Genomic DNA, 16,705 nt, shown 5'->3' with positions numbered 1-16,705 from the left:
TGGTGCGCTCCCGGCCCGGCGGCGGACCGCCGGGCGGGGAACGACCTCGTCAGGAGTCGAAGGAGAAGCCGAGCAGACCGGCGGTCCTGAGGATGACGCCGTCGCGGCCGCCGTTGCGGTCCGCGCGCGCGATGGCCCGCCGGATCACCTGGACCGCGGGGTAGGCGAGGGGCTCCGGCGGGATCGGCAACGGCCGCTTGGTGGCCATCCGCAGCCGGGTGCGGGGCGTGTCCAGCCCGGCCAGCAGGTCGAGCATCACCGAGCCGGCGAAGCGGGTCGCGGCCACGCCGAGCCCGGTGAAACCGCTGCTGTAGGCCACCTTGCCGCCCATCGCCAGGCCCTGGAAGGCGGCCAGCTGGGTGGACATGTCGATCATGCCGCCCCAGGCGTGGGTGAACCTGACGTCGCCGAGCTGCGGGAACGTGCGCAGGAAGTGGTCGGCCAGGCGCGCGAAGGTCTCCGGGCGCTGGTCGAACTCGGGGCGGATGCCACCGCCGCGGTGGTAGACCGCGTCGTACCCGCCCCACAGGATCCGGTTGTCGGCGGTCTTGCGGTAGTAGTGGAACTGCCGCGAGCAGTCGCCGATCCCGAAGTTGCCCTGCCAGCCGATCTCGTCGAGCTGGGCCGGGGTGAGCGGCTCGGACATCAGCACGTAGTCGTAGATCGGGATGGTCAGGAACCGGTTGCGCCGCAGCAGCGACGGGAACCCGTTCGTGGCCAGCACGACCTTGCGGGCGCGGACGGTGCCCATGCCGGTCGTGGCGCGGACCGTCCGGCCCCGGTCGGCGAGCCGGGTCACCGGCGTGTGCTCGTAGATGCGCACGCCCAGCCGGCGGCACGCCTCCTTGAGGCCCCAGGCCAGCTTCGCCGGGTGGACGAGCGCGGCACCGGTCTCGCGGAGCACGCCGGCCCGGTACAGCGGCGAGCGCACGAGCGTGGCGAGCTCGTCGCGGTCGAAGAACCGGCCGGGCACGGCCCGCAGCTCGTCGACCTGGTGACGTTCGGTGGCGACCTCGAGCGCGCCCTCCTCCTGCCACTCGGCGTCGATGCCGTGCTCGGTCAGCGAGTCCCGGAACGCGGTGAAGTTCTCCTCGGCCAGCGTGGTCAGCACGTCGAGCTCGCCGGCGAAGTTGCGCTGCCCGTTCTCCGGGCCGTGGGTCAGGCTGGCCTCGACGAATCCGCCGTTGCGGCCGCTCGCCGCCCAGCCGATCTCCTCGCCCTCGACGAGCACGACGTCCCGGCCGGGATCGTTCTCCTTGGCCTGCAGCGCGGTCCACAACCCGCAGTAACCGCCGCCGATGATCAGCAGGTCGGTCTCGATGGCGCCGATCAGGGCGGGCTGCGGGGCGGGCCGTCCGGGATCCTCGAGCCAGAACGGCGTCCGGGCAGCGTCGGCGAGGGCCGCGCGGATGCGCTTTTCGTCGGTCCGGATGTCGAGGTCGTAGGCCGGTGTGTCCGCCCGCATGCTGATCCTCCCTGGTCAGGGCCATAGGTAACCGTGTGCGGTAGCCTTAGGTCAATGCGTTGACATAACTAGGTCATCGCGTTGACATAAGGAGGGCCTTCATGGCGACGACACGGGGCACGTCCGACCGGGTCCGGCGGCGGCCCACGCGCGCCGGCGTGATCCTCGAGGAGTCGATGATCATCGATGCGGCGCTGCGGCTGATCGAGGCGCCCGGCGGCAATGCGCTCACGGTGCGTCGCCTCGGGGTCGAGCTGGGCGCCGACCCGTCGGCCGTCTACCGGTACTTCCGGGACATGGACGCGCTGCTGATCGCGATCGCCGACCGTCTGATCAGCGAGACCCTGGCCGACTTCGAGGCGGGCTCGGACTGGCGCGAGGCGCTGCGCGAGATGGGCCGCGGCGTGCACGACTCGATGCTGCGGCACCCGCGCCTGGCCCAGCTGCGCGCCATCCGGTTCACCGCCGGGCCCAACGAGCTGCGCGCCGACGACATCGGCATCGGCCTGCTGCTGCGTGCCGGCTTCCCGCCGGCCGACGCCGTCCGGCACTTCCGGGACTTCATCGACGCGGTGCTGGCGCTCGCCGCGATGGACGCGATCGAGCTCGAGCCCGGTCAGGAGGAGGCCGACAAGCAGGCGCTCGCGCAGACGTACGCGACGTTCTCGCCCGAGGAATACCCCAACCTGGCGGCCGTTCGTGATCATCTGACTCAGATCACGGCCTCCCCGTTCCCGGGGGTGCTGGACAAACTGATCGACGCCCTGGCCGCCCGGGCGGAGGAATTCCGGCCGAAGAAACGCAAGCCGAAGCGAAAGAAATCATCCGCACCGATCATTGACGGGCCCGAATCGCTGGCCTAGTTTGCGGGAAACCGACGAATGGGGTTTCCTGACATGCCTCGATTCCGGCTGACCGCGGCGCTGGCCGCCACGATTCTTCTGCTCACCGCCTGTGGTGACTCCGGCGACCAGGACGGCGAGGCCGGCCAGGTGGACAAGGTGACCACGGGGGTGATCGCGATCGTCGACGTGGCGCCCATCTACCTCGGGCGGGCGCTGGGTTACTTCGAGGAACAGAAGATCGACCTCACGCTCACCACGGCCCAGGGCGGCGCGGCGATCGTCCCAGCGGTGCTCGGCGGGGAATACCAGTTCGGCTTCAGCAACACGATCTCGCTGCTGCTCGGCGCGTCCAAGAACCTGCCGGTCAAGGTCGTCGCCAACGGCAACAACTCGACCGGGGTCGAGGGCAAGGACTTCGCCGGTCTGTTCGTCAAGGCGGACAGCCCGATCAAATCACCGAAGGACCTGGCCGGCCGCACGGTCGCGGCAAACACCCTGAAGAACATCGTCGAGACGAGCGTACGGGCGTCGGTGCGCAAGGACGGCGGTGACGCCGCCGCGGTGAAGTTCACCGAGCTCGCGTTCCCCGATCAGGTGCCGGCGCTGGAGTCCGGCCAGGTCGACGCGATCTTCGTGGTCGAGCCGTTCCAGCAGGCCGCGGTGCTCGCCGGGGCTCGGAAGATCGCGTCGAGCTACGTGGACGCGGCACCCGACCTGACCGTCGCGATGTACTTCACGTCGCAGCAGCTGATTTCCGCCAACCCGGACCTCGTCCGGCGCTTCACCGAGGCGATGAAGAAGTCTCTGGGGTACGCCGACAGCCACCCCGACCAGGTGCGCGAGATACTCGGCGCGTACACCAAGATCGATCCGACGGTGCGGGCGGCGCTGGTGATGCCCAAGTGGCCCTCGGAGATCAACCGCGCCTCCGTCGACGCCCTCGCCGGCCTGGCCGTCACCGACGGGCTGCTCACCGCGAAACCGGATCTGAACGCGTTGCTGCCCTGACCGCCGCCGGGCGGTCAGGGCAACCGGCGATCAGGAGAACAGGTTCCGGAGGTACGTGGTGAGGGTCCCGGCCAGGATCGCGTGATCGTGCGACGACGGGTGCCAGTCGCAGCCGAGCAGATCCAGGCCGAGCGCCGCGTTGTCGTAGTAGAGCGCGCTCACCCGGTCGTGGCGGTCCCGGACGATCCGCTGGACGGAGTCGGCCAGCGCCGTCGTCCGGTAGCTCAGGTCGGGGTAGGTGAGCACGAAACGCGTCGCCGGGCCGTACCGCTTCCGCAGCTTGTCGAGGAATCCCTGATACGCGGCGACATAGTCGGCTGCCAATGCGGCGTCGTCGGCCCACTTCTCGCCCGGATTGAGCGGCGTGGAGAAGTCGTTGGTGCCGAGACCGATCACGACCACCTGCGGATGCCAGGACGCCGGGCGCCGCCAGACCGATTCGTCGGCCGCCTGCAGGGCCCGGTCGTAGTAGGTGCGGTAATCGGTGCCCGGGCTGCTGCCGTTGTAGTTGCGGACCATGCCGATGCCCGACCAGGCGTTGATCTGGTAGTCGGCGTTCAGGGCCTTGGCGGTACGGGCGCCGAAGGCCTGATCGGCGTTGCTGTTGCGGGTCAGCACGCCCTCGCCGGAGCAGTCGCGGCTCGTCGACATGTCGCCGTACCCCGCGGTCCAGGAATCGCCGATGAACTCGATCTGCCGATGCCGGGCGGCCGGCGCGGCGAGGATCCGGCCGCCGGGCCCCGGGACGAGGCCGCCGAAGAGCGCCGCGTTCCACGGGCTCTCGGTCCGCTTCGCCAGCCGTACGGTGTGATCGCCCCGGGAGAGGCCGGTGATCCACTGCGTGGTGGCGCCCGGAGTGACCAGCGTGGCCGGCGGCCCGCCGTCGACCTGCACGTCGTAGTCGTTGACCGCGTCGTCGAGCTTCAGCCCGACGCTCGTGCCCCGGAACCGGCCCTCGAAGTAGACGCCGGGCCAGGTGAACGCCGCGTCCGTGCCCACCGTCACCGTCCGCCCGGCGGTGTGCACCTGACGCGGCACCGGCGTGGCCGCGGCCGGGGTGGCGACCGTGACCAGCCCGCCGCCGAGCAGCGCGATCACGCCGAGACGGGCGAGGGATGTCAGTTGCATGCTTGTCGCTCCTGACTGTGCAGGGAGTATTTAGTACCGTCGATGAACAATCTAGGGTTCGGCGCGATCGGCCGCAATCGCGACGGCGGCCCTGGATGGGTGATTTCTGGCGTTTTGGTGGCGCCGGACGGGATGATGGTCCACAATCTGCCCACGATGGACTTCTCTCCGCTTCCCCCAGTTCCCCGGCCACGGCCGTGGCTCACCGTGCTGTTCGCCGCCGTGCTGACGCTGCTGGCAGGCCTGCCGCTCGGCATCTTCCCGCTGGCCCGGGCGTCCTTCGCGCCGGCCGCGCCACCGGACGGGCACATCTCCCTGGCCGCGCTGCGGGAGGCGACGCTGGACGTCCCGCCGTGGCCGGCCGACAACGTGCAGGGCCCGTCCGGCTCGCTGCGCTTCCACGACGGGGCCGTGCCGGTGGACCCGCACCCCGTCGCCGACGGCCGGCCGCCGTACGGGGATGCCGTCCTGATCCTCTCGGTGACCTACGGTGACGTCGACCATGACGGCGCGGACGAGACGATCGTGCTGTTCGGGTGCATGATCGAGGGCGGGAGCAAGCAACTCGTCGCCTACGACCGGGACCGGGCCGGGCACATCGTGTCGCTCGGGCAGGTGGTCGCCACCACCGGGCAGATCCGGGACCTCCGGACCGACGGCGCGAAGGTCGGCCCCGACGGGGTCGTCACCGCGGTGGTCGGCGACTACCAGCGCTGCTGCGCCGATCGGACCCCGCAGATCTGGCAGACCCGGGGGTACGCCCTGCGGGACGGCCGGTTCACGCAGGTCAGCGGGGAACGGCAGCTGCCGCTCAACCCGCACGTGACCCAGATGCAGGTCAGCGCGGGACAGCTGGTGCTCGGGGCGCCGCGCGGTGGATACCGCACCGGCACCCTCGACGTGACGGTGAGTCACGTGCGCGGCGCTCACCCGTCCCGGGTCACGATCCTGTTCTACGCGCCGGAAGGGCTCGAACGGGCCGGGAACAAGTGGCCGTCCGTGAAGGCCCAGGCGGACTCGTTCTCGGTGACCGAGGCGGCGCCCGCGGTGGGCGGGAACGTCACGTACCGGTTCGCGTTCCGCCGGAAGGCGGCCGTGACCGGCGGCGAGATGACGATCGACCTGGCGACGGTGCCATGGATGAGCCAGGCCGTGCCGTGGAGCAGCGCGGTCACCGTCCCGATCCGCACCGGGAAGTAGCGGTCCGCGGCGCGGCTCACGCTTGCCGGCCGGCCCTCACCGGCGACCTCAGTCGCCGGTGAGGTCGCGGCGCAGGGCGACCGCTGCCACGGCCAGGGACGTGACCGCCCAGAAGACGAAGATCTCCAGGGCGAAGGCATCGCCGCCGAGCCCGTCGCTGCGCGAGGCGTTCAGGTAGGACGTCATCGGCAGCGGCCACTTCAGACCGCCGGCGATGCCCTCGACGATCACGAACCAGACGCCGAAGCCGCTGAGCAGCCACGCCGACCGGCGCACGGTTGCGGCCAGGCCCGCGCCGAACGCCGCCATCACCGGAATGACGAACAGGGTCTGGGTGTACGTCTGGTGGCTCCACCGGAACCAGACCGGCAGCCCACTGAACACGGCCAGCATCTCGGCGACCAGCATCGTCGTGACGACCTGGGCCAGGAGCACCTGGAAACGGCGCGGCCGGGCCACGTAGAGCAGCGCGATCGTGCGGTGCTGGTAGTGCTGGGTGACGGTGAGGACCGAGATGCCGAACGCGCCGATCCCAGCGAACAGCACCCACCAGCTCTTGTCCCAGACGCCCGCGGCCGCCGCCACCGCGCCGAACAGGGCGAGCGACACCCAGCTGGAGCGGATCGTGGCCATCCGGTAGAGCTCGGCGCGGATCAGACTGCTCATCAGGAGGCCGCCAGTTCCAGGAAAGTCTGCTCGAGACTCGGGGCATCGGCGGCGAGCTCGTACAGCGGGACTCCGGCCGCGAAGGCGACCTCACCGGCGTCCTCGGGGGAGAGGCCGTACACCTGGAGGGTGTCGTCCTCGGCGGCGACCTCGGCACCGGCCTCCTCGAACACGCGCCACAACCGCACCGGATCGCGGCCGCGGACCCGCAGGCGCACCGTGCCCTCGCCGGCCAGCTCGGCCAGCGTGGCCGCCCGCCGGACCTGACCGTTCGCGATGATCACCACGTCGTCGATGAGCTGCGCCAGCTCGGCCAGCAGATGGCTGGAGATCAGCACGGTGCCGCCGGCGTCCGCGTGCGCGCGCAGCAGCTCGCGCAACCAGACGATGCCCTCCGGGTCGAGGCCGTTCGCCGGCTCGTCGAGGATCAGCACCCGCGGCTCGCCGAGCAGCGCCGTCGCCACCGCCAGCCGCTGCCGCATGCCGAGCGAGTACTCCCCGGTGCGCTGCGTGTCCGCGTCGGCGAGCCCGACCGTCTCCAGCAGCAGGTTCACCCGCGCGCGGCTCGCGCCGGCCAGTATCGCCTGGGTGATCAGGTGCGCGCGACCGCTCTGCCCCGGATGGCTGATGCCCTGCTCCAGGACCGCACCGACCTCGCGCAACGGGTTCTTCAGCTCGCCGAACGGCTGCCCGTTGATCAGCGCGGTGCCCGACGTGGGCCGGGTCAGGCCGAGGAGCATGCGCAACGTCGTGGTCTTGCCCGAGCCGTTCAGCCCGAGGAACCCGGTCACCCGGCCCGGCCTCGCGACGAACGAGATGCCGTCGACCGCGCGGACCCTCCGGTACGCCTTCGTCAGATCAATGGTCTCGATCATGGTCGGGAACTATCCCACACGCCCACGCCGACCCGCGCTCCGTGATCTCGCGTATCTGCGGAACGTGCGGGTCAGCGGGGTTGTGTCGGTGGCGGGATCAGCAGGTCGCAGCCGCGCCGTTCGCCGGCTTGTGCGTCGCGGCCGCCGCCACCGCGTTGTACTGCTGGACGTAAGCGGCGTGCACGGCCGGGTTCTCCATCTGCAGCATCACCTCGTCGGAGCCGCGCAGGCTGCCGCCCTTCCAGTTGAGGCTGCCGGTCCAGACGATCTTCCGGTCGCCCTTGCCGTAGTAGTTGCCCTCGATCGAGAAGTTCTTGGAGTGGATCCAGATCGGATCGCTCTCGCAGTAGTACCTGACGATGACCCCGTTGTACTTGTCGGTGGTCTTGGCCAGCAGGCTCTTCAGCGCTGTCGTCTGGTAGTCGTTGTCCGGGTCGTAGCGCAGGTTGACCAGGACGTAACAACCGGCCTTGTCCAGCGCGACCAGCTTGTCCGCGATGTAGTCCAGGGCGAACTCGGTCACCGTGACCCGGATGATCGTGCGGTGCGTGCCGTCGCTCTGCACGCCGACGGTCGTGTTGCCGAAGCACTCGGTGTTGTTGAGGATCGTCATCACGGTGTCCTCGGTCGGGTCCCCGTACAGGGTGTCGCCGGCGCGCGGGTAGTAGAACACCTTGGCGGCGCCGGCCTGGACCGGGACCCGGGTGTCGTAGTAGTTGTTGTTGACCTTCTTCGCGGCCAGATCAGCGAAGTATCCGGTGTACGAGTCGAAGAGCGCCGCGTTCCCGGTCACCTCGAGCGCGTCGTTCCAGCCGGTCCCGCCGTCCCGCCACGCGGTGCCGCCCATGTTGGCGGAGGTCTGCACGACCACGTCGTCCACGCCGAGAGTCCGGCTGAACAGGAAGAACTTGTTGTGGTTGATCGAGTAGTCGTAGCCGGCGATGCAACCGCGGCCGCTCGGGCAGGTGGTGAAGTACGACGCCTGCGTGGTGTCGGTGCCCAGCCCGGTGCGCAGCACGTCGTAGCTGGCCGTGTTGGCCACCGTCTTGACGTCCGCGACCACCCGCACCTTGACGCCCCGGCTCTTCGCCGCCACCAGCGCGTTCGGGAGGGTCGTGGCGAAGAAGTAGTACATCGACACGCTGATCGTCGACCCCGCCTCGGCCCCGTCGATCAGTTCCTTGAGCCGCGTGTAGATCTGATCCTTGGCCGCGGTGTCCCCGGTCGGATCGGTGAAGATCGCATGGGTGTACGGCGTGTCCGCCGCTGCCGCCGGCCCGGCCGGAACAGCCGCCGCCGTGATCCCGGCCAGGATCGCCGCTCCGATGGCCGGAATCGCCCGCCACCGCCCCCGCATTGGGTTTCTCATCGTGAGGTCCCTCTCTACCGCCGTCCTCCAGGGGATGCCGGTAGAGAGGGACTATACAAACCGTTAAATGTAGGAATCTAAACGGGAAACGACACCTGCTCAGGCGCGGGCTCGGGGCAGGCAGCACTTCTTGTACTTGAGGCCGGAACCGCACCAGCACGACCCGTTGCGCTCCGGCGGCCAGGTGATCGAGGACGGCTTCACGGCGAGCTGACGGGTGTAGCCGGCGCGCGTCTTGGGGTCGGCCGGGTCGGCGTCGAGCCCGGCGAACGTGGCCAGGCCGTCGGCGGTGCCGGGCAGCGGCGCCGGGTTCGACGCGGCGCGGCGGGACAGCTCGCGCTCCAGGCGGGCGCGGTGCTCGTCCCACGTCGAGCCGTAGGCCGCGGTGAGCGCCGGCCACTTGGCGATCACCCGGTCGAACTCGGCCTGCGGGAAGAACAGCAGCTCGTCGCCGACCGCTGTGGTCGAGGCATTGGCGAGCCGGGTCTCCAGCCGGTCGGCCAGGTTGTCGTGCGCGTCGTGCGGCAGGTTGAGCGCGTGCCGGATCCCGTGACGCTGCTGGAGCAGGAAGAACAGCAGGCCGGCATCCTCCGCCGAGGCCGGGTCGGACGAGCGCTCGGCGAGCGCGGCCTGAACCGCCTCGGTCAGCCACTCCTCGGCGAGCTTGTGCCGGCCGCCGACGGCCAGGGCGGCGGCGATGTAGGCCGGCGCGTCGTTGTGCTCGGTCAGTCGCGGGCGCAGCGGCTCCAGCTCGGCCATCGCCTCGTCGGCGCGGCCGGCGCGGAACAGCAGGCGGGCGTGCAGAGCGTGCGCCTTGATGCCGTCACTCTTCGCGTCCGCCTCGACGGCGCGCTCCGCGTACCGCAAGGCGGCTTCGTGCTTCGCGCGGCTCTCGGCGATCTCGGCCGCCAGGATCAGCGCCTCACCGGCGATCTCCGGGTCGGCCAGGCGCCCGGCGTCCACCGCATCGGCCAGGCCGGCCGCGATGCCGAGCGGATCGGCCTCGCCGAGCGCGGTCTTGCGGATCTGGTCGAGGTCGGCGCTGGTCAGGTCCGTGGTTGTCAACACGCCGTGACGATACTGCGGTGCCAACCGGTCCGGCCCTTGATCTGAATCTCATTTCCCGAACGTGTCGGCGGGAATAGTCAGACGTCGGCCTCCACCGCGAACGTGTTGCCGTCCGGGTCCTGGAACCAGGCGAGCCGCCCGCCGCCGGCCCGCGGCGTGATCCCGCGCGCGTCGTGCTCGAGCCCGTCGTAGCGGACGAACGTGACACCGGCCGCGGCGAGCTCGTCGACGATCCCGTCCAGGTCGTCGACATACCAGGTCGCGAGGGTGGCCCTGGTGGCTCCGGCGGTCGTCGACTGGTAGACGTTCAGCGCCGGACCGCCACCGCAGGCGTAGACCCGGCTGCCCCCGGGGATCGCCGCGCTGGGGCCGGACCACAGTGGCCGCAGGCCCAGCCTCCCCTCGTAGAAGGCGACCGCGCGGGTGATGTCCGAGACGGCGATCGAGGTCCTGAGGTGGTGCTCGCTCAACGGCATGAACCACCATCGCACGGATGATCGTAGGGTGGCGTCATGGAACGTGTGGATGCCGGCGTGTTGTCGGTCGCCTATCTGCAGGACGGTCCGGCGGACGGCTGGCCCGTCGTGCTGTCGCACGGTTTCCCGTACGACGTCCACGCCTACGACGAGGTCGTCCCGGTGCTGACGGCGCGGGGCGCCCGGGTGATCCGCCCGTACCTCCGCGGGTTCGGCCCCACCCGGTTCCGGTCCGCCGCGACCGTCCGCAGCGGACAGCAGGCCGCCCTCGGGTCCGACCTGATCGCGCTGGTCGAGGCGTTGCGTCTGGAGCGGCCGATCATCGCCGGGTACGACTGGGGCGGCCTGGCGTCCTGTGTCGCCGCCGCGCTGTGGCCGGAGCGGGTGGCCGGGCTGGTGTCGATGGCGGGGTACGACATCATCGACATCGAGCGGCAGCGGCACGCGTTCACGCCGGCCGTCGAGCACGCCGTGTGGTATCAGCACCTGTTCCAGACCGAGCGCGGCCGGGAGACCCTCGCCGCGCACCGCGGTGAGCTGTGCCGGATGCTGTGGCGGCAGTGGTCGCCGCGCTGGTCTTTCGACGAGGCGACCTTCGCACGGACCGCCGGGTCCTTCGACAACCCGGACTTCGTCGACGTGGTCGTCCACGCCTACCGTCACGCGCTCGGGCAGGCCGCCGGGGATCCGGCCCACGACGGTCTCGAGGCCCGGCTGGCCGCGCGCCCGAAGATCACGGTGCCCGCGGTGACCCTGGACGGCGCCACCGACACGCTGAAGCCGGGCGGCACCGCGGACCACGCCCCGATGTTCATCGGCGGTCACGAGCACCGGCTGGTCGACGCCGGCCACAACCTGCCCCAGGAGGCGCCCGCCGCGTTCGCCGACGCGGTCCTGACGGTACGAGCCGGGCGAACCGGAAATCGAAAGCAAAGGTGAACTACGGCACTGTTGGGCTCTGAACCGGGAGGACAGCGCCAACGCTGACAACCGCCGGCCGATCGCCGATCGGGCGCCTCGAGAACTCAGGCATTCATGGCTCGGAGCCACGCCCGCTCTCCCACGTGGCCCTCCACGCAGAACGAGATGCTGGACCGGTCCGGGTCACCGCTCTGTACCAGCCACTGTCCGTTCACCGCGAGGACTCGCTGCGCCGGGGACGGTGGCGCAGCCGGTACCACCTCGGTGGACCAGGCTGCCGCCTTGCGCCGGGCGGATCGCCAGCCGTCCGCGCCACCTACCACCCGGAAGATCCGCCCGACGGCGCCGTCCAACGCGGTGAGGTCGGCGATCATCTCGTCGACCGGTCGGCCGGGCTCGGTACGCAGATACCGCGTGCTCGGCTCGACTGCGAGCCGATCCCGGAACGCGGCCTGCTGTGGTCCCACCAGGACGACGGCCTTGCCCGCACAGCACCGGGATGGATCATCAGGGCAGGCCGCCGGGACCGGGGCGGCAGCGGGAGTGCGGGCCAGGTTGCCGGCCCACTGCTCGGCCAGATGCTTCCAGCGGTGTACCGGCAGCGCCGCCTCGGAACCGGGCACTTCCTCCCACCATCCGGAGCAGATCCGGGACAGTTGTGCGGCTGCCGCCGGATCCGTGATCCGCAGTACCGGCCGCAGCTCGTCATCCTGAGCGGGCACGCCGAACAGTCCGGCGCCGATCGCGGCGGCTGGTCCGTCCGCCGTGTTCGTAATGATCATGTCAGCCACTGCGGTGGCGGGTTCCCTGTTGAAGGACAACTTGCCGGGCAGGGAGTCATCGGCCCGGATGGCGCTGATCGTTCGCCCGATCGTCGCAGCATGCTCGTCGTCGTCGCAGGACCACAGCACATCGCAGTGCACCCCGCGGCGCCTCAGTCCGATAGCCGCGTCCCTCAAGGCGACCGCGGACGCCGGGTCGAGGTGACCGGCGATCAGGAGGGCGCTGCCCTGTGCTCGAGCAAGAAGGTCGGCGGCGAGGCCGCGACCCAGGGCACCACTCAACGTGAGGTCAGCGCAACTGATCATCGTCTGCGCGTACGGCGCCGCCCACTGATCGACGGTTGCTTCGCCCTCCCCGATGCTCGGCACACGTCCCGTGTTTCTCTGCATGAGCTGGCCGAGCGCTGCCTGAAACTCCGGATCGGCCTCGAACTGCTGGATCCGGTCCCGGACCTCCTGCACGATCATGCCGGTGAGGTGTTGCCACTGGTAGGGCAGACCGAGGGCCTTGTCGGCGTCCAGATCCACCCGGACCGGCAGGTAGTGCAGGTCCTGGCTCACCCGGGTGGCCGAGTCGATCCAGCGGACCCACTCGTGCTGGTTGTCCGAACGGGGCAACAGGCGTTCGGCCTCGCCGCCATTGATCTTCGTTCGGATGATCTTCGGTTGCAGCGCCTGGCGGCGTGGGGTGCCCCTCGGCAGTCGGCGCAGATTGTTCGCGGTGACCAGGCTCAGGTCGTTGGCTCTGGCCATCTGACCGCTCAGCTGCTCCCGAACGATCTTGGAGTGGGCGGTCCGTACTCGCATCGGCCGGCGACCGGTGGCGACGGTCGATCGGCCCTCGGCCGTCACCAGATAGTAGATCTGGCTGTCTCGCTGGGCCATCGCGACCCAGCCCTCCTGGATCAGCGTGACCAGGCCCTCGGTGAGCAACCGGAGGTGCACCTGGAAGATGCGTTCGAGTTCCTGCGAGGTCCGTCCGCCGGTCTCGCTGGCTTCGTTGATCGCTTTCAGCAGCAGTTCCTCGAACTTGCTGTACGGGCGACCGTACGCCAATTCGTAGGTGACCACGTACATCTGCAGAGGCACCAGGGTGCGGATCATGGTCATCCGAGCGTTCCTCCCAGCGTGGCCGGCTGCTGACGTGGCTCGGCTATCCCCGTCCGGAAATCGGTGAGATCGGCCGGCACCCGAACCGCCTTGCCCTCGGCGAACCAGCTCTCCAAGCGGTCGGTCATCAACGCGAGGTGCCGGAGACCCGAGGACTGGTCAGGATTGCGGGACACGTGAGCGACCTGGGCGCGGAAGAAGTCCCACGATCCCACCAGAATCAGCAGGCGCTCGGCCCGGGAGATGAGGACGTTCATCCGTTGGGGGTGACTGAGGAAACCCAGGCCGTCCGAGGGCTGCTTCTGATTGTTGCGAACGAGGCTGATGGCGATGACCTCGGCCTGATTTCCCTGGAACGAGTCGACAGTGAAGAAGCCGTCATGCATCCGCCGTTCCCCGTCGGACGGCGATTTCTGCGGATTCGCCGCGGGTACGAGGCCGCGATCGAGGAGCACCTCGCGGAATTCCGCCGTGCCGAGCCGTTTCCGCAGGTAGGCGACCTGCTGAGCGTACGGGGACAGCACTGCCAGTTCGAGCGGCTCGGGATTGCCGAAGCGCAGGGTACGCAGGAATCGGTCGAGAGCGTGTGCCTCCGCCTCGCTGCGATACTTCGGGGTGGCGATCTCCCGAGTGCGCGGGTCGTCGGCCGGTAGGTCGAGCCAGACCACCGCGCGGCCTCGGAGTTCGTCCGGCGTGATCAGGTTGTGCAGGATCTTCGGCTTCGGCGCCAGTGTCGTCGCGTCCTGCGTGAAGTGTTCCAGCTGGCCGTCGTAGTAGACCTCGGACACCAGCTCGCCGATGGTCGGATGCATCCGGTGCTGTCCGGTGAGCAATCCACCCTCAGGCTCATGGTGGGCTGTCAACTTGTGCAAGCGCTCGAACAGGCGCAGCCATCTTGTGCAGTACCGCTGGAAGTCCTGTTGTTGCTGCTCGGTGCGGTCACGCCAGCCGTGAATGAAATCCCGATCGACGTTCTTGTTCGGCAGCTGCAGTTGTTCCAGCGCCTGCACGGTGGACGCAACCTCGGCGATTGCCTTGTCGTAGTCTTCGATCCGGTACGGCGGCAGCTGTTTTGGATCCCCGATCAGCAGCCAGCGGTGTCCGAGGAACATCGGCAGCGCCAGCTCGAAGCCGTGCACTTTGCCGGCCTCCTCGACGATGGCCCAGTCGTAGGAGACGTCACTGCCGAGCGCGGCGAGATCGCCGTCATTGGTGGTGCTGTAAGTGATGCTGGCGCTCCGTTTGACCAGTTCGCGGAACTCTTTGGCGATCTCGGCGTTCTGGCTGACCAGGTCGGCGACCATCGTGTGGCACGCCTCGAGCCAATCGGCCTGCACCGACGCCTCCGCCGGAACGCCGAGTGCCTCGATCCTATCGATCGCCTGGAGCAGTAAATCACGCGTCACCTGCTGCTCAGACCCGTTCTCCGGGGTCATCTGCGGGATGTCCTTGCGCCCGCGCGAGGTGCTGCGAAGCCGGATCGCCAGCGGACGGCGCCGTTCGGGCACCGCTTCGAAGATCTTGTCCACCTTGGACCTCAGCACGTCCACCGCATGATGTGCCTGGGCGGTGATCAGTACCTGGGCGACCGGATCCTCCTCGAGGATCTCGCGCAACAGCCAGGACACCATGTGGGTCTTTCCGGTACCGGGTGGTCCCTGGACGGTGTAGATGGGCCGGGCCCCGAGGATGGTCTTGATCTGGGTCAGCTTGCTCTTGTCCACCGTGTCTTTGTCCAACGGCACCGGGAGCCGCGCGATCTCGTTGTTCATCAAGACCTGCCCTGGAGCTGTCAGGCTGTCGAGCAGGTAGGAGTGGGTCGCGAGCTTCGCGATCGCGTCCTTGCGGCGACGAATCAGCGACACCTGTCCGCGCAGACCGCTCGTACGCAGCACGTGCACGTCGCCGATCTTGGGGATCTTGGCCGGCTCCTGGTGCGGGACCAGCCATGCGGTCCCATTCGGGATGTCGACCTCGTCGACTATCCATTCGGGGTCGTTCTCGCCCGGAACGATCTGTGTCTCCATGCTCTCCGACGACGGGGACCCCAGGTGGATCAAGTTGCTGCCCGGCTTGCCACTGTGCTTTTCCCGGACCAGGAACTCGGCCATTCCACCTTCCATCCGGAACTTGCGGAACGCCGGGTTCTCCCGGTCGATCTCCTGTACCTCGACCCCGAGGCACGCACCGTCCAACTCCTTCACGTCGGTGATCTCGCAGCGGAACAGTTCGGCGTCGCGAATCAGGATGTCCACCTGATTGGTGAAACGGAGGAAGTCCAGGAACCGCTCGTGCTCATCGCGGCGCTGGCGGCCCTTGTCGATCTCCGGGAGCAGCTCTTCCCACCGTGCCGATCCGGCCAGGCGGTCGCCCTGCGACCGCTTGTCCCGTGTGCCGAAGAACTCCAACCGGCCGGGAGGCACTGTCGTCTGGATCAGCGGGTCCGCGGTGAGGTGCTCGGCGCTTCCGTGACAGAACGCGTTCTGCCAGGTCTTCTTGCCATCGATGTCGTTGGTCGCCGGCCGGATCATCAGATGCATGGACCGGCCGGAGAGCAGGTACTGATCGCGACCGTGGGCCGGGGTCACGGTCGCGCCGTCGGCGAAGTCCCGGTACAGGAAGTTGTGCAGTTGGCTGCGGTGTTCCAGGCGTTGCGGATCGAAGGTGTCGCCCGGCTCGAAGCCCAGCATCTCACTCAGTCCGCGGTCCAGGCAGTCGTCAACGAGATTCCGATTGGCCGGGTTGATGATGACGATGTGGGGACGGGACGGGCCGTCACCTCGCTCGGGGTCGCGCAGAGTGCCGATAATGTCGCGGATCGTGGCGGAGATGTCGGAGTGGTGGGACAGCCGGATGGTGGGATCCTCGGCTATCAGCCGACGGATGAATTCCGCCTCCAGCGTGGTGAGCCGAGCCCTGGGGCGTTCAAGTTGCTTCAGCACCCCTCGATACCGGCCCTCGGCGGACGTGTTCGGAGCATCGAGATGCTCGATCGGCAGCATGCAGCGCGCGGCCAGCATGCCGAACGCAAACCAGTCCGCGTTCGGGCCGAACGCGCCGAGCCCGTCCAACGCCTCCGGCGCCGTCTCCCAGCCGATGCTGCCGGCCCCCGCGCGAGCCGCCGCCGGACGGCCGAGCCGGATGCTCCACTCGAAGCCTCCGAGCCTGGCTGAGGCCGGTCCTTCATCCGCATCCAGGAGCACCGACGCGGGCACCACGTTGCGATGGACGACCTGCTGGTCATGCAGCAGGCCGAGACCGTCGGTGAATCGCGCCAGCATCTGCCAGAGACCGACACGCTCCTCGGGGCGGCCGTTGAGCCAGTCGTGGTCACTGCGGGAACCGAGCAGGGTAGCGAGCGTTTGCAGACCTGCCGTTTCGAAGAGCATCACGAAGTAGCGCTCGTCGTAGTCGATACCCACGTCGCGCAACTGGAGGAGGGAGTCCTCCGAGCCGGGCGCGCTGCGGACCCGGTAGAGGGTGCGCAGCTCACCGTCCCACAAGGCGCGTTGCACGTCGTCCGGCCGGTGGCGTGGCGACCCGTCATGTCCGTCGGGGAACGCCCACGCCTTGAGCAGGAGCGGCTTACCGACCTCCTCCTCGTCGATCGCGCCCCACAGCTCGCCGTCACCGACCCTGGATATCTCCGACCCGATCAACCGGTAACGGCCGTTCAGCAGATGAGATCCTGCACTCAGAGACATCTGGAATCACCCCCGCGGACGGAACGAACCGGAAACTTCGCGGCCGGGCCGGAAGCGTCTGGAACCGGAAGGTTTCCACCCATGAAAG

The 16,705-nt window shown here is 69.1% G+C and carries 13 protein-coding genes; 4 read left to right on the top strand and 9 right to left on the bottom strand.

The features are described 5' to 3' along the window. Nucleotides 1–49: 49 nt before the first annotated feature. The gene (locus Acy02nite_RS01495; protein WP_203737834.1) at nucleotides 50–1,465 is read right to left on the bottom strand and encodes an NAD(P)/FAD-dependent oxidoreductase; all 1,416 of its coding nucleotides are present in this window, start codon (nucleotides 1,463–1,465) and stop codon (nucleotides 50–52) included. A 101-nt stretch (nucleotides 1,466–1,566) separates the two neighbouring features. Between Acy02nite_RS01495 and Acy02nite_RS01490 the strand changes: the two genes are divergently transcribed. Beyond that, on the top strand, nucleotides 1,567–2,328 hold the full coding sequence (locus Acy02nite_RS01490; protein WP_203737828.1) for a TetR/AcrR family transcriptional regulator: 762 nt from the start codon (nucleotides 1,567–1,569) through the stop codon (nucleotides 2,326–2,328). Nucleotides 2,329–2,361: 33 nt separating this feature from the next. Continuing rightward, nucleotides 2,362–3,318: an ABC transporter substrate-binding protein gene (locus Acy02nite_RS01485; protein ID WP_203737824.1), complete on the top strand. Its 957-nt coding sequence runs from the start codon at nucleotides 2,362–2,364 to the stop codon at nucleotides 3,316–3,318. A gap of 30 nt (nucleotides 3,319–3,348) precedes the next feature. Here the strand turns inward: Acy02nite_RS01485 and Acy02nite_RS01480 are convergent, their stop codons facing one another. After that, nucleotides 3,349–4,446, bottom strand: a complete 1,098-nt coding sequence (locus Acy02nite_RS01480) for an SGNH/GDSL hydrolase family protein (RefSeq protein WP_203737817.1) — start codon at nucleotides 4,444–4,446, stop codon at nucleotides 3,349–3,351. 156 nt (nucleotides 4,447–4,602) lie between these two features. Here Acy02nite_RS01480 and Acy02nite_RS01475 point away from each other — a divergent pair, with 156 nt between their 5' ends. Then, nucleotides 4,603–5,646, top strand: a complete 1,044-nt coding sequence (locus Acy02nite_RS01475; RefSeq protein ID WP_203737816.1) for a hypothetical protein — start codon at nucleotides 4,603–4,605, stop codon at nucleotides 5,644–5,646. 48 nt (nucleotides 5,647–5,694) lie between these two features. Here Acy02nite_RS01475 and Acy02nite_RS01470 read toward each other — a convergent pair whose 3' ends face one another. From Acy02nite_RS01470 to Acy02nite_RS01450, 5 genes are all read right to left on the bottom strand, one after another. Further along, nucleotides 5,695–6,312, bottom strand: coding sequence for a hypothetical protein (locus Acy02nite_RS01470; RefSeq protein ID WP_203737814.1), 618 nt, complete (start codon nucleotides 6,310–6,312; stop codon nucleotides 5,695–5,697). Further along, complete coding sequence (locus Acy02nite_RS01465; RefSeq protein WP_203737812.1) at nucleotides 6,312–7,187, bottom strand: ATP-binding cassette domain-containing protein; 876 nt, start codon at nucleotides 7,185–7,187, stop codon at nucleotides 6,312–6,314. Before Acy02nite_RS01465 ends, Acy02nite_RS01470 begins: the two co-directional genes overlap by 1 nt. Before the next feature lie 97 nt (nucleotides 7,188–7,284). Beyond that, on the bottom strand, nucleotides 7,285–8,556 hold the full coding sequence (locus Acy02nite_RS01460; protein WP_203737803.1) for a phospholipase D-like domain-containing protein: 1,272 nt from the start codon (nucleotides 8,554–8,556) through the stop codon (nucleotides 7,285–7,287). 99 nt (nucleotides 8,557–8,655) lie between these two features. Further along, the gene (locus Acy02nite_RS01455; protein ID WP_203737800.1) at nucleotides 8,656–9,624 is read right to left on the bottom strand and encodes an SEC-C domain-containing protein; all 969 of its coding nucleotides are present in this window, start codon (nucleotides 9,622–9,624) and stop codon (nucleotides 8,656–8,658) included. A 77-nt stretch (nucleotides 9,625–9,701) separates the two neighbouring features. Further along, nucleotides 9,702–10,115 (bottom strand): VOC family protein, encoded by a 414-nt coding sequence (locus Acy02nite_RS01450; RefSeq protein ID WP_239174049.1) that lies wholly within the window; start codon nucleotides 10,113–10,115, stop codon nucleotides 9,702–9,704. A 21-nt stretch (nucleotides 10,116–10,136) separates the two neighbouring features. Here Acy02nite_RS01450 and Acy02nite_RS01445 point away from each other — a divergent pair, with 21 nt between their 5' ends. Continuing rightward, nucleotides 10,137–11,039, top strand: coding sequence for an alpha/beta fold hydrolase (locus tag Acy02nite_RS01445; RefSeq protein WP_203737798.1), 903 nt, complete (start codon nucleotides 10,137–10,139; stop codon nucleotides 11,037–11,039). An 86-nt stretch (nucleotides 11,040–11,125) separates the two neighbouring features. Here Acy02nite_RS01445 and Acy02nite_RS01440 read toward each other — a convergent pair whose 3' ends face one another. Both Acy02nite_RS01440 and Acy02nite_RS01435 read right to left on the bottom strand, forming a co-directional pair. After that, entirely contained in the window at nucleotides 11,126–12,913 is a 1,788-nt protein-coding gene (locus tag Acy02nite_RS01440) for a hypothetical protein (protein WP_203737796.1), read from the bottom strand. Further along, nucleotides 12,910–16,617, bottom strand: coding sequence for an AAA domain-containing protein (locus tag Acy02nite_RS01435; protein WP_203737794.1), 3,708 nt, complete (start codon nucleotides 16,615–16,617; stop codon nucleotides 12,910–12,912). Before Acy02nite_RS01435 ends, Acy02nite_RS01440 begins: the two co-directional genes overlap by 4 nt. Between the last annotated feature and the right edge of the window lie 88 nt (nucleotides 16,618–16,705).

The organism is Actinoplanes cyaneus (assembly GCF_016862095.1).
In the GTDB taxonomy this organism is placed as follows: domain Bacteria; phylum Actinomycetota; class Actinomycetes; order Mycobacteriales; family Micromonosporaceae; genus Actinoplanes; species Actinoplanes cyaneus.
This window is presented reverse-complemented; position numbering and strand designations above follow the sequence as displayed.